The following is a 12,930-nucleotide window of genomic DNA, read 5'->3' on the forward strand; positions in this document are numbered from 1 at the left end:
CGACCTGACGCGACATCACACTCTCCGGATCCTCCTCGGACCCGATCACTCTCTGCTGCCACAGCACGTAATCCGCGTACTGCACCGGCAACGGCACCCACCCAGGCGCACGCCCCTCACACCGCGCCTCGTACGCCACCGACACATCCCGCGCCAACGGACCCATCGACCAGCCATCACCCGCAATGTGATGCACCACCAGCACCAGCACATGCTCATCGCGGCCCACCCCGAACAACCACGCACGCAGCGGAATGCCGGCGCTCAGGTCGAAGACGTGGCGCACCGCCTCCGCCACCGCGGTGTCCAGTTCCTCCGGTCGCACGTCTGCGACGGTCAGTGCGAAGCCGCTCTCCTCGACCGGCAGAATCCGCTGATACGGCTCCCCGTCCGTCTCCGCGAACACCGTCCGCAGCACCTCATGCCGCTCCAGCACGTCCCGCAGCGCGCTTTCCAGGGCATCCCGGTCGAGTCGGCCCGACAGCCGTAGGGCCATCGGAATGTTGTACGTCGCGCTCGGACCTTCCAGCTGCGTCAAGAACCACAGCCGGCGCTGCGCGTACGACAACGGGATCATCGGGATTCCTCCTGTTTACGCGTAACCGCGGCGGGGATCGTGTTCCCCATTCGAAGGTGTCGCACCTGAGGGGCATGCCTTCGCAGCCTCCGCTCGAGCGGAGGCTTGATATTCAACTGCCGGTTTCGTCAGGGGCGGCAGTTGTTTTGGGCTTCGAACGGGTCGGTCATCCGTCATCCCTTACAAGACGTGTCCACGGGCGGCCGTAGGCGGAGCCAGTTCACTATGGTCCAGGCCGCATGTCTGATCAATGCCGGTGATCGAATTCGCCGATCGTTCAACTGCGTCCTGACCGCACTTGAACAGACGTGGCCGGCCCCCGCAGAGCATTGCCTGCCCGCGGTCGGGGCGTCATCGCTTGGGATTCCGGGCTTTCCCGGGGTACGTGCGCCGGACATGGGTGGAGCGACCGTTTTGAAACGTTGACTACCCTTTCGGGGGCCTCATTCCGCCGCTGTTTTCACTCAGGATGCCCGCATACTCACGTCTCGTAGTGGGCGCAATACGGAATATTTGGCTCCGAATAAACCCCCCTGTCGTCGCGCAGATGTGAATGTAGGGTGGATGCCGAAGAGCGTCCGACAACCGTCATACGGTCGCGTGTCGGCCACCCGGCGACCGTTAATGGCCATACAGACACCGGTCCGGCTCACCCCGTTGCTCCAAGTTCTCGTAAAAGTACGTGGCACGAACCGGCTCATGCACGGCACGACCCACGAACAGCGGTTCCGAGATACTGATTAATCTGGGGGTAGATCTTGACGCAATCTGGAAGTGAAAGGGCCATATCCAGACCGGAGTACGACTCCAGGACTTCGGACAGCCGGATCGCAACCGTACCCATCGCGTCGCTGCTGCGGGGTGACTCGCCTCGTACCGAGGGCGTGGACGCCCAGCACATCGCACGGCTCGCCGAAATCGAAGGACCCTTACCCGCCGTGCTGGTGCACCGACCGACGATGCGGGTCATCGACGGAATGCACCGCTATCTGGCGGCACTCTCGAACGGCCAGAAGACTATCGAGGTCGAGTTCTTCGACGGAACGACCGAAGAAGCGTATCTGCGGGCCGTGCAGGCGAATTCGATGCACGGGCTCCCGCTCTCCCCCGCCGAACGCAAAGCCGCAGCCGCCCGGATCATCGCATCCCTGCCCCACATGTCGGACCGCGCGATCGCGAAGGCGGCGGGTCTGGGTGCCAAGGCCGTGGCCGGCATCCGCCGCCGGATGGACGAGACGCCCCAACTCAACGCCCGTGTCGGCCAGGACGGCAAGGTCCGTCCCCTCAACAGCGCCGAGGCGCGGTACCGGGTCGCCGAGTTGCTGGCCGAACGTCCCGACGCCTCCCTGCGGGAACTGGCGCGGATCACCTGCGTCTCGCCGGCCACCGTCAGCGACGTCCGAAGACGTCTCGCCTCGGGCGAGTCGCCCGCCCCGGAGCGCTCGGGGGGCCGGAGCCAGGCGGACAAGGGCCCGGCCGCGAGCCGGCCCGCCGCCGCGCCTCCCCAGCCGGCCGGGCGTAAGCAGCACCGCCGGATGCGTCTGGTGGCGCAGGATCCCGGAGTGGTGCTCGACAAGCTGTCGCGTGATCCGTCACTGCGTCACAGGGAGGAAGGGCGGCGGCTGCTGCGGCTGCTCCAGCAGCACGCGATCGCCACGCAGGAATGGCCCGCGCTGAGCACCTCCCTGTCGGGCGACTCCAGGGAAACCGTGGCGAGTCTCGCCCGGGAGTACGCCAAGACATGGCTCGGCTTCGCACAGGAGCTGGACGAGCGTCTCCGGGCCGGGCTGCTCGCCAGCGGGTGAGGACGGCCGCCCGGGCGGGAGCAGGGGGCACACGCCTGCGGCCGCGGACCTGCTCCGCTCGCCGCACCGATGAGGAGCCCGGCCCCCGGGTGATCCGGCTGCCTCCGTCACGGTAATCGGCCCGGGACCGGCTGCGGCCGGAACAGGAACCCGCCCCATCCGGGCACGGCATCCGTCACCGGCCGCCAGGTGCCCTCCTGCCAGCCGTGCATCATGTACGACAGGGAGACGGTGAGGCTGCGGACGGTGTCGGCCGTACGCCGCCGGTGGGGGCGCCGGCGCCCCCACCGCAGGAGCAGAGCGGGGCGGTCGCGCAGCAGTGTCGCGAACGCCCCGAGCAGGACATCCAGTTCGTCCTCGCCGAACTGGATCCGGATGAAGTCGACCCGTGTCAGGTCCTTCCGCCGGCTGAGATCGTCCACGGTGGCCGCCCGTGGACCACCCGGGCGTCCCGGCACGAGACGGTGCACCTGCCCGTCCGGGCCCGCGAGGGTCCTCAATGCCGCGATGCACCGCGCGCAGCCGGCCCCGACGTCCACGCAGACGGCGCCGGGTGCCACGAGCTGGTCCAGTCCCGGGGCCTCCGGATGGGGCACCGGCCGGTGTGGCCGACTCTGGGCGACCGGGGAGGCGGGTCCCGGTTCCCGGGAGTGCCGGAGCCCTGGCAGCGCGACGACGGAACCGCGCGGGTCATCCGCTGTGGGGAGCTCGGATGCCTCGGTCGGCGGCCCGTCGGCGCCTTCGCGACCCGGCCTTCCGTGGTCTGCCACTGCGCATCAGTCCTTCCGGGTCGTGTCACCGCGCCGGCATCGTGGCCGGGCGCCCGTTGACGGTTCGAGGCTAGGTTCCTCACCCGCCGGACCGCGTCCCCCACGGTGACGACCCCGTGTCCTTCGCGGCGCCACGCCCTCCCGTCCGGGACCGTCGGAGGGTGTCCTCCCCTGGGCGTGTCATCCCCTAGGCGTACGCCTAAGGGCGGGGCCTGCGTGCCGGTGCCACAGAGGTGGGAGTCGACCCGGGGCGGGTGGGTGCGGTGCGTGGCTCACCGCGCGGCCAGTCCGTGCCGGCCGGCCGTCTCGTACAGGGCCTGGAGGTCCTCGCCGCCGAGAGCGTCGGGGCCGTCTCCGTGCGGGACGAGTTCGATGAGCAGGGTGTCGCCCAAGTGTGCTGAGGTGCCCACGAGATGGGCTCGCGCGGGGCCTCCTGCGGGCTGTTCGGCAGGTGTCGGTGTGCAGAACTCAACCCCGGCTTCCAGGAGTGCGCGGGCCGCGCGGGTGATGTCGTCCGTGCGGAAGGTGAGTCGCTGCTCCGCGCGGTGCGTGGGGGGCGATTGCGGCGTCGTCCCGTGGCGGAGGCCGGTATCGGGCTCCGGGGCCGCGAGGGTGAGGGCCATGTCGTTCTGGAGTCCGGCGAGTTCCACGGCGCGGGGCGTCGGGTCCGCTGCGCTGTCTCCGCACGGTCGGCGCGGGGTCAGCCCGAACCCTTCCTCGTACAGGCGGACACAGCCATGGAGGTCGGTCGCTCCGACACCGGTCGTCACGCCTTCGAGCCGCACGAGGGGGGCCGCGGGCGTCCTGGGGGCGGGGCTCTGCGGGAGCCGCGCCCAGCGGTGGCCGCCCGGCCGGCCCGCCGGGGTGTGTCCGGCGGGCAGCAGGGTGTGGTTCATGCCGCCGGCCCCCGCGAGGATCGGGTTGCCGCGTGCGGAGCCGACCTCACGGGCACCGGCCCGCAGCGCCCGCTCCGCGGTGGCGGTGACGTCCGTGCAGTGCAGTGCGATGTCGGCGATGCCGTCGCCGTGTGCGTCGAGGAAGCCCCAGGTGGCGGGTCCGGAGGTGACGACGAGGGAGGCGGTGTCCTGCCGTAGCAGCAGGGAGCTGCGGTCGGGGGCGACGGAGTCCGCCACGCACTCGAACCCCAGGGCCGAGACGAGGTACTGGGCGGTCCGCTGCTTGTCCTTGGCGTACAACTCGAAGTACGCGATGCCGTGCCCTGCCATAGGTCTTCCTTCCTGCGCGAGGTGGTCGGGAGGGCCGTGCCGTCCCCTCCGGGTGCCGACGTTCGAGGTGCGCGTCGTGACCGCGTGCACGTCGTGACCGCGTGCACGTCGTGAGCGCGTGCGCTGCGGTCGTGTGTGCGGCGCGCGCGGTTCCGGCCCGCAGCTTCGTGTCCGCGGGCCGTGGACGGTGCCGCGTGGTCAGTACTTGTCGAGGAACTCGATCAGGGCCGCGTTGACCTCGTCGGGGCGTTCCAGATAGCCGAGGTGCCCGCAGTCCGCGATCTCCACGAGGTCACAGTCGGGGATGGCGTCGGCCACCTCGGCGACCAGGTGGGGCGGGCAGACGAGGTCATGGCTGAAGGCGATGGCCCGGCACGGCACCGTGATGCCGCGCAGTGACGCGCGCCGGTCGCCGAGACCGTCGACGGCGGCGGCCTGGCCGGCGGAGGAGTGGCCGCCGCCGGTGAGTTCGAACAGCTCGAGCAGGGGCGTGACAGCGGTGTCGTCGTTGAGGGTCGTCGGGGAGAACATCTCACTGACCGTCTTCACGGCGTCGTAGCCGGCCGGCAGTCGTATGCCGCTCTCCCGCAGCGCGCGGTCGGCGGCGCTCTGGGCGCGCCGGAAGGCGTCGGAGCGGGCCCGGGACGCGATCAGGATCGCGGAGCGGACCAGTTCGGGTGCGGCGAGGGCGAGTTCCTGGGCGATCATGGAGCCGAGGGACGTTCCCACGATGTGGCAGGGGCCCAGTCCCAGCTGCTCGATGAGGCCCCGGGTGTCAGCCACCATGTCGGCGAGGCGGTAGTCGCCCGCGGGGGCGTCCGATGGTGCGATGCCCCGGTTGTCGAAGGCGACGGTCTCGTATCCGGCGCGGTTCAGTGCCGGCGTCTGGTGCATCGTCCATACCCGGCCCGACGCGGACGAGCCCATGATCAGCAGGACCGGCGTGCCGCTGCCGGAGCGCTGGTAGGAGAGCCTCATACCGTTGGTGTTCACGAATGGCATGTCGAGCCTGTTCTCGTAAGGGGGCAACAGGCGCTCTCCGTTCGGTCACCACGGAGAGGTCCGGGTGGCCGCCCCGCCCTCGGCCCCCGTCGGTCCCGGCTCGCGGGCCGGGTGTCGTGCTCGGTGGAGCGTGCGGGCTCCGTCACGGCTCACGATGGCATCGCACCTCGGCGGCGATCAAGCGTTGCCGGGGGGGGCGGGGTCGGTGTTCAACCGCTGCGCCCGCGCGGTTGAACGGCGGCCGGCCACAGCGCTTGCGGCGCGGTGCGGCCGGGCCTGCCTCGAACACCTGGGTACGGGAGGTCCGCGGGAGCGGGTGTGCCGGTGTGGGCGTCGCGTCAGGCACCGCGCCAGACCGGAGCACGCTTCTCGGCGAAGGCGCGCGGGCCCTCGACGGCGTCATGGCTGCGGCGTCGTTTCTCCTCCCACGGGTACGTCGCCGTGAAGGCCTCTTCCAGCGGCAGGTGCAGGGACCGCTGCACCGCTTCCTTGAGGGCCCGCACGGAGAGCGGGGCGCTGCGCCGCAGGGCGTCCGTCCAGGTGTCCACGGCGGCGTCCAGGTCGCGCAGCGGGACGACCTCGTTGACGAGGCCGAAGCGCAGTGCCTCGGCGGCGCTCATGCGGCGTCCGGTGAGCAGGTATCCCATGGCCTGTTTCAGGGGCATCTGCCGGGCCAGGCGGAAGGCGCCGCCCGCGCCGGGGACCAGGCCGAGCGTGGCCTCGGGCAGCGCGAACACGGCGTGGTCGGCGGCGACGACGAGGTCGCAGGCCAGGGCGAGTTCGAAGCCGCCGCCGAGGGCGTAGCCGTTGACGCGGGCGATCACGGGCTTGGACAGGTCGAACCGGTCGGTGAGCCGGGGTGAGCCGGGCTGTCCGCGGCTGCCGAAGCTGGTGGGCGGGGTGCCCTCCCGGTCCAGCCGGGCCCGCTCGCGCAGGTCCTGGCCGACGGTGAACGCGCGCTCGCCGGCGCCGGTCAGCACCGCTGCCCGGATGTCGTCGTCGGCCTCGATGTCGTCCCAGACGAGGGCGAGTTCGCGGTGCATGCGCTGGTTCATCGCGTTGAGCACCTCGGGCCGGTCGAGGGTGACCCGGGCGATCCGGCCGTCCTTCTCGTAGCGTACGCCCGAGTCCCCGCCGCCGATCACGGTGTGCGCCCGGCCGCGGGTGCCGAGGCGTTGGTGAAGCGGCCGACCTTGTCGATCACGTCGGAGCTGTAGAGGCGGAGGGCCTGTTGCAGCGCGAACTCGGACATGTAGCGGCGGAAGTCGTCGGGTGACTCCTCGGACAGGTTCAGCATCCGCCGGTTGGCGAGGACCGCGCTGCCGCGCAGGCGTTCCACGCTGCGTTCCACCGCGAGGTCGAGTTCGGTGCGGTCGTGGACCTCGTCGACGAGGACCCGGGCCTCGGGTTCGGTGGCGAAGATCCGCCGTCCTTCGAGGATCATCTGCCGTGACAGGCGTGGCCCCGCGGAGCGGGTCAGCCGGAAGTTGGCGGCGCCGGGGACGATGCCCTCCTGCGCGGCGGGGAGGCTGATGTAGGCGTCGGCGGCTGCGATGACGTGGTCGAAGACGAGCAGCAGTTGGGCTCCGCCGCCGATCGCGAAGGAGTCGACGACGGCGACCCACGGTTTGTCGGTGGTCCCCGACCGCCAGCCCGGTGCGTCGGTGCGGATGCCGCACAACAGCTTGTGGATGTAGCCGAGTTCGCGGCGAAGCAGGAAGTCGACGAGGGAGATGTCCCCGCTGTGCAGGGCTTTGAGGTTGATGCCCGCGCTGAAGACGCGGCGTCCGCGGTAGCGGGGGTGGGTCATCTCGCCGCCGCGCAGGAGTCCGACCTCGACGGCCGGGTCGAGCAGGGCGAGGTCGACCGCGGTCTCCATGTCGTCGACCTGGGCGTTGTCCTCGGCGTTGAGGGCGTCGTCGCGGCACATGGTCAGCCGGGCCACGGCTCCGGTGCGTTCGAGGCGGACGGAGCCCAGGTCGGCGCGGCCGGTGCGGGTGAAGTCGGGCAGCAGTGCGGTGGCGCGCGGGGTCGGGCGGAGCATGGCGTCGAGGAGGTGGGCGCCGGCCAGGGGTGAGCGCAGGATGCGGCTGAAGAAGATGCCCTGGTCTATTTCGTGGCCCTCTTTGCGGGCCTGTGGCCGGCCGCGTTCGGTGGCGAGCTGGTCGTCGGTGGGGACGAGGCCGGGGAAGGCGGTCGCGGCGGCCCTGGCCAGTTCGTCGATGCGCAGGGGGCGGGTGCGCCGGTCGGTGAGTTCGTCGTAGACCGCGTCGGTGTGGGTGTCGAGGAACGCTGCCCGCAGGTCGCGGACGGTGTCGGCGGCCGTGGTGGCGAGGGTCTGCTGCCGTGCGGAGCGTTCGCCGTGCGGGGGCAGGCCGTCCAGCAGGGTCCGGTGGTGGCGTGCCGCCTGTTCCAGGGTCTGTCTGGCCCGGGGCAAGGGTGCGCGGACGTCGTCCGGGTCGGTGTGCGGTGCGGTGGGTTCCGCGGTGGCGGTCATGCCTCGGCTCCTGTCGTGGCGCGGCGCAGGACGCGGTCGCAGGCCGCGAGGTGGGCGCCGAGCGCCTCTTCGAAGCTGGTGCCGGCCGCTTCGTGCAGCAGTTGGCGGCGGATGGCCAGTTCGGTGCCCGAGACGGCACGTGCGCGGTCCGCGGCGAGCCGGAGGGCCTCGGGCACGTCGTCGGTCAGCTCGTCGACCAGGTGCAGGGCCAGGGCGTCGGCGGCGCTGACGGGGGTGCCGTAGAGGACGGCGTGGCGGATGGGGGCCGCGTGGGTGCCGTGTCCGGCGAGCCGGTACAGGGCCATGCCCGGCCAGGTCCCGCCGCCCTCGACGGGGACGACCAGGCGCACCGTGGTGGTGGCGATGCGGTGGTCGGTGGCCAGCAGCACGTCCAGGGCGGGGCCTCCGCAGTCGCCGTCGGCGACGGCGACGGTGGTGGCGGGCAGGCGTTCCAGGCGGCGCAGGACGCGCTCCCACTTGCTGACGAGGGAGACGGTCAGGCCGTCCGGCAGGGGTCCACCCGGGGCGCCGGAGACGTGTACGACGACGCTGGCGCGTCCGTCGAGGTCCTCGGCTGCCTCGCAGGCCGCGGTGACGGCGGCGACGGTGTGGGCGGACAGGGGCTGCCGCCCGTCGATCCGCAGGGGGATCTCCTCGGACGCGGGGTGTGCCGCGGCCGTCGGGGTGCTCTTCATCGCTTCTCTCACCTGTTCCGTGGTCACCACTGCACCAGCGCGGTCTCGATGGTCGAGCCGGGTCCCATCGTCATCAATACGCCGTAGTCGCCGGCGTGGGCGGCTCCCTCCCGGAGCAGTCGCTCGTAGGAGAACAGGAAGGACCCGCTGGAGAGGTTGCCGTAGTCGCGCAGGACGCCGGTGGTGTGCCGTAGGTCGTGGCGGGTGAGGCCGAGGTTGACGCGTACGGCGTCGATCACCTTCTTGCCGCCGGAGTGCACGAGCCAGTGTGCGATGTCGCGCCGCCGCAGGCCGGCGCCAGTGAGAAGCCGGTCGACGATCTGCTCGGCGTTGGCTCCGACGACGTAGGGGACGAGCGGGTCGAGGTAGAAGCTGAACTTGTTCTGGTCGTCGTCCCAGTCGTAGCGCATCGCTTCGATGGCGTCGGTGATCAGGTGGCTGGCGAAGGCGAGGATGCGGGGGCCGTCCTGTGCCGGCGGGGTGCCGGCCGGGCCGTAGGCGGCGTCGGGTGGGTCGGCGGTGAGCGCGACGGCCGCTGCGCCGTCCCCGAAGAGGCTGTTGACGACGGCGGTGCGCATGCTGCCGTCGATGACGTAGGCGGCGGAGCAGGCTTCCGCGCAGAGCATCACGGCAACCTTGCCGGGGTTGGCGGTGACCCAGCCGGAGGTGGCGTTGAGGGCGTTGAGTCCCGCGTTGCAGCCCATGCCGACGACGTCGACGCGGCTGGTGCGGGGCAGGAGGCCCATGGCCTTGATGAGGTGGGCGCTGAGGCCGGGGGTGAGGAATCCGGTGGTGGTGGTGCAGCACAGGTAGTCGATGTCGGCGAGGTCGAGGCCGGCGTTCTCCAGGCAGGCGCGGATGGCTCGGGCGCCCATGTCGAGGGCGGTCCGCTTGTGCTTCGCGAGGAGTTCGCCCTGCGCCTCGGGAAGGACGGCGCCGTCGCTGTCCCGGGGCGGGAGGGTGAGGTGGCGGCGTTCGATGGCGCTGTTGAGGAAGACCGAGCGAACCTTGGGGTCGGTGATGCCGAAGAGGTCGAGGACTTCCCGCTGGGAGTACGAATGGTCGGTGACGGCGGTGCCGACCCCCATGATCCGTGGGCTGCCGAGGCCCTTGGACGGTGTGGTGACGGGGGTGTCGAGGAGGGCGGTGTCGTGGAGATCTGCGTCGGCGGTCATCGGAAGGTCCACCCCCACATGCGTGGCTTGCTGCGAATGAGACGTCGTGCTGTCGACACGGGACTTCGCTTTCTGTGAGTGACGGGAGGGAAAGGCGGTGCTTCAGCGGGCCCGGGCCGCTTCGGCCGTGATGAACCGGGCGAGCCGTGCCGTGCCTTCGGTGATGTCGGCCTGGGTCAGGTAGCTGATGGACAGGCGCAGGCTGTGCTCGCCGCCGCCCTGGGGATAGAAGTAGGACATGGGCGTCCAGATGACGCCGTGGTCCTCCGCCGAGCGCACCAGGGCGGCGTTGTCGGCGGGGAAGGGGACGTCCAGGGTGAGGAAGAACCCGCCGTCCGGCTCGTTCCAGCGAACGCCGAGTGCGCTGCGCTCGGGTTCGGGGAAGCATTCGTCGAGCCGTTTCAGGATGGCCCGCATCGCCTCCCCGTAGTGCGCCGAGGTGTCGGTGTTGAGTTCCGAGGTGCGTCCGCCGGCGGCGAGGAGCATGCCCGCCACGGCGGCCTGGCTCAGGGGCGAGGTGTTGACCGTGACCATGCTCTTGATCTTGATGAGTTCGTCGGCGAGGAGGCCCTGCCCGCCGTTCTCGTCCACAACCACCTGGTCGGCGACGGCGAAGCCGACCCGGGCGCCGGGGAAGAGGGTCTTGGAGTACGAGCCGAGGTGGACGACACGCCGGTCGCGGTCGAGGGACTTCAGGGTGGGCAGTTGCCGACCGGGGCTGACCAGCCGGTAGGGGCTGTCCTCCAGGATCAGGAAGTCCTCGCGCCGCGCCAGGTCGAGCAGAGCGTGCCGCTCCCGCAACGGCATCGTGGATCCGGACGGGTTGGAGTGGTCGGGGACGACGTAGAAGGCGCGGGGGCGGCGGCCGCGCGCCTTCTCGGCGGCGACCGCGGCCTCCAGACCGGCGCTGCGGAAGCCGTCGGGGCCCTCCGTCACCGGGGTCGGTTCGACGCCGAGCAGCCGGGCGGCCCCGGTGATGCCGACGTAGCACGGGCTGGAGACCAGCAGGGTGTCCCGCGGCCCCGCCAGCAGGGCGCGCAGGGTGAGGAAGATGGCCTCCTGGCAGCCCACGGTCACCACCACGGCCTCGGGCGGCACGTCGATGCCCTCGTCCTCGCGCAGTGACAGCGTGACGAGTTCGCGGATCTGCCCGCCCGTCGGTCCGTACTGGAAGAGCGCGTCGCGGATCTCCCCCGGTGTGGCGCCGCGTTCCTCCAGGTGGTCGAGGTAGCGGCGGATGTGCCGGAAGATCTCCTCAACGTCGAAGAAGCCGTCGTACGGGCGGCCCGGTGCGAACGAGACCGTCCGGGGGTAGCGGTGGGTGATCTCGTTCAGGAAGTTCATCGTGTCGAGGACCGGGTCGCTGACGCTGGCGTGCAGTTCCGCTCTCCGGAGGGTGGCGGGTGCCATGTCTACCAACGCCATTCCTGCTGGCCGTAGAGATGGCCGGCCTTGATGCCGCGGTCGGCGCACCAGGTCATGAACTCCTCGATCTGCTTGATCTGGTACGTGTCGGGGGTGTACGTCGTCGCCATGACGTGGCCGAGCCAGGGCTCCTCGCCCATGGCGTACACGTACGCCTCCTTGGCGCCCAGTTCGGTCATGATCGCGGCGGCCTGCTCGGCGTTGGAGCCGGACAGCTTGCGGGAGTTGCTCATCTTCTTGGTGATCGGGATGGTGAGCAGGGCCTGGTAGAGCCAGGTGAGGGGGGCGCCGTCGCACTCCATGCCGAGGAAGGCGTAGTCGGCGGCGCCCAGTTCCTGCTTGACGTAGCGGTAGAGGGAGGGCTCGATACCGGAGGAGTCGGCGCCGGCGAAGACGTTCTTGCCGGCGAGCCGCACCCAGTACGTGGACTTGGCGCGGATGTCGAGGTCGCAGTGCTCTCCGAGGAACGGGGTGGCCGTGACCTTGCCGCCGGGGAACTCGACCTCGTCGAAGTCGTCGACCTCGATCACCGGGAAGCCCTGGCTCTTGAGCATCAGCGCTATGTTCGGGTCGGCCAGGTTGCCGCGGGAGGACCGGGGCACGACGATCGCGCCGACGCGGCCACGCAGTTGCAGCAGGGTCTCCAGCACGATGTGGTCCTGGTGCCCGTGGGTGATCAGCACGAGGTCGATGAAGTCGGGCAGGTCGTCGAGGGTGTAGCGGTCGCCGGCCGTGTTGTCGGCGCTGATGAAGGGGTCCGTGACGATGGCCGCCTGCGGGGTCTGCATCACCAGACAGGCGTGGCCGAAGTAGCGGATGCGGCCGCCGGACTCGATGTGGCGGTCCTCGGCGAGGGAGGGCTCTTCGCTGAGCATGTGCGACAGCTGTCCGGCCTGGGTGTCGTCGAGGCCGAGGGCCTCGCGCAGGTGGCCGAGGGTGGTGGGCCGCACGCGGGTGCGGAACAGCTCCGCGAGACCCTCGTGGCGGAAGGGGATGTCGAGCTCCAGGACGTCCGGGGAGGGCAGGCGCGGAGTGCTGAGGACGAAGGGGCGCTCGATGCCGGTCTCGAAGGACAGCTGCACCGACTGCCGCGACTCCTGGTAGATGTCGCTCTTGTAGACGACCGGCTCCATGAAGCGCAGCTGCGCCTGGTTGTCGGTGTCGTAGGCGAGTTCGATCAGGCCGCCGAGCTCCGGCGGCAGCTTCGGGTACAGCGGGGTGAGGTCGAAGCCGGTGGCGTTGGCGCGCAGCAGTTCCTGGCCGGCGACGATCGCGTCGGCGAAGCGCAGGATGTGCGCGCGGTCCCGCTTGATCGCGGCGAGCAGATCGCGCACCTCGTCGGCGCGCTCCTCCGGGATGTTGATGAAGTAGCCGCCGCGGAGGTCGGGGTTGTTGCTGGCCGCCACGTGCACCTGGGGGGACTGCAGGTAGGACTCGAGCAGCGGTACCTGGAGGAATGCGAGGTTCATCGCCGACTGCACCGGTGCCGTGGTGTACGGCCACGCGAAAAATCTGTCGATCAGCGGTTCGACGATCACGTTCGAGCGCAGGAACAGCTGCTGATCAGCCATTGGTTTCCCATCTCTTGGAGCCTTTGAACAGGCAAGGGTGCGGCCTCAAGCTAGGCGTGACGGGGCCGACCGATCAATGTCCAACAGATTTAACGGCGTTGTGTTCAACTGCTTCCTCGCAGCAGTTGAACATGCGGAAAGCCCTCTGCAATTCGGGCAGAAAAACGCCGTCTGTTCAACCGTGTAC

At 70.4% G+C, this 12,930-nt stretch carries 11 protein-coding genes; 1 reads left to right on the top strand and 10 read right to left on the bottom strand.

Going from position 1 to position 12,930, the window contains the following annotated elements:
• Positions 1–577, bottom strand: a 577-nt coding sequence (locus tag ACGFY9_RS43485) for a condensation domain-containing protein (protein ID WP_393763828.1), incomplete at its 3' end; no start/stop codon positions are given.
• A 938-nt stretch (positions 578–1,515) separates the two neighbouring features.
• Here ACGFY9_RS43485 and ACGFY9_RS43490 point away from each other — a divergent pair.
• The gene (locus ACGFY9_RS43490) at positions 1,516–2,382 is read left to right on the top strand and encodes a transcriptional regulator (protein ID WP_393763830.1); all 867 of its coding nucleotides are present in this window, start codon (positions 1,516–1,518) and stop codon (positions 2,380–2,382) included.
• A gap of 107 nt (positions 2,383–2,489) precedes the next feature.
• Here the strand turns inward: ACGFY9_RS43490 and ACGFY9_RS43495 are convergent, their stop codons facing one another.
• From ACGFY9_RS43495 to ACGFY9_RS43535, 9 genes are all read right to left on the bottom strand, one after another.
• A complete protein-coding gene (locus ACGFY9_RS43495) occupies positions 2,490–2,942 on the bottom strand; it encodes a hypothetical protein (RefSeq protein ID WP_393763832.1) in 453 nt (150 codons plus the stop codon).
• 482 nt (positions 2,943–3,424) lie between these two features.
• A complete protein-coding gene (locus ACGFY9_RS43500; RefSeq protein WP_393763833.1) occupies positions 3,425–4,378 on the bottom strand; it encodes a hypothetical protein in 954 nt (317 codons plus the stop codon).
• A gap of 198 nt (positions 4,379–4,576) precedes the next feature.
• A complete protein-coding gene (locus ACGFY9_RS43505; protein ID WP_393763835.1) occupies positions 4,577–5,380 on the bottom strand; it encodes an alpha/beta fold hydrolase in 804 nt (267 codons plus the stop codon).
• Positions 5,381–5,718: 338 nt separating this feature from the next.
• On the bottom strand, positions 5,719–6,525 hold the full coding sequence (gene dpgD, locus ACGFY9_RS43510; RefSeq protein WP_393763837.1) for an enoyl-CoA-hydratase DpgD: 807 nt from the start codon (positions 6,523–6,525) through the stop codon (positions 5,719–5,721).
• Positions 6,522–7,877 carry a (3,5-dihydroxyphenyl)acetyl-CoA 1,2-dioxygenase DpgC gene (gene dpgC / locus ACGFY9_RS43515; RefSeq protein ID WP_393763839.1) on the bottom strand — a complete coding sequence of 452 codons (1,356 nt, stop codon included), beginning with the start codon at positions 7,875–7,877 and terminating at the stop codon, positions 6,522–6,524. Before dpgC ends, dpgD begins: the two co-directional genes overlap by 4 nt.
• Positions 7,874–8,572, bottom strand: coding sequence for an enoyl-CoA-hydratase DpgB (dpgB, locus tag ACGFY9_RS43520; protein ID WP_393763841.1), 699 nt, complete (start codon positions 8,570–8,572; stop codon positions 7,874–7,876). Before dpgB ends, dpgC begins: the two co-directional genes overlap by 4 nt.
• Before the next feature lie 23 nt (positions 8,573–8,595).
• Positions 8,596–9,660, bottom strand: coding sequence for a 3,5-dihydroxyphenylacetyl-CoA synthase DpgA (gene dpgA, locus ACGFY9_RS43525; RefSeq protein WP_393764102.1), 1,065 nt, complete (start codon positions 9,658–9,660; stop codon positions 8,596–8,598).
• 189 nt (positions 9,661–9,849) lie between these two features.
• Complete coding sequence (locus ACGFY9_RS43530; RefSeq protein WP_393763843.1) at positions 9,850–11,157, bottom strand: PLP-dependent aminotransferase family protein; 1,308 nt, start codon at positions 11,155–11,157, stop codon at positions 9,850–9,852.
• 2 nt (positions 11,158–11,159) lie between these two features.
• Positions 11,160–12,743: an MBL fold metallo-hydrolase gene (locus ACGFY9_RS43535; protein WP_393763845.1), complete on the bottom strand. Its 1,584-nt coding sequence runs from the start codon at positions 12,741–12,743 to the stop codon at positions 11,160–11,162.
• Positions 12,744–12,930: the final 187 nt, after the last annotated feature.

Origin of the sequence: Streptomyces sp. NPDC048504, from assembly GCF_043200035.1 — a bacterium.
Lineage (GTDB): Bacteria > Actinomycetota > Actinomycetes > Streptomycetales > Streptomycetaceae > Streptomyces.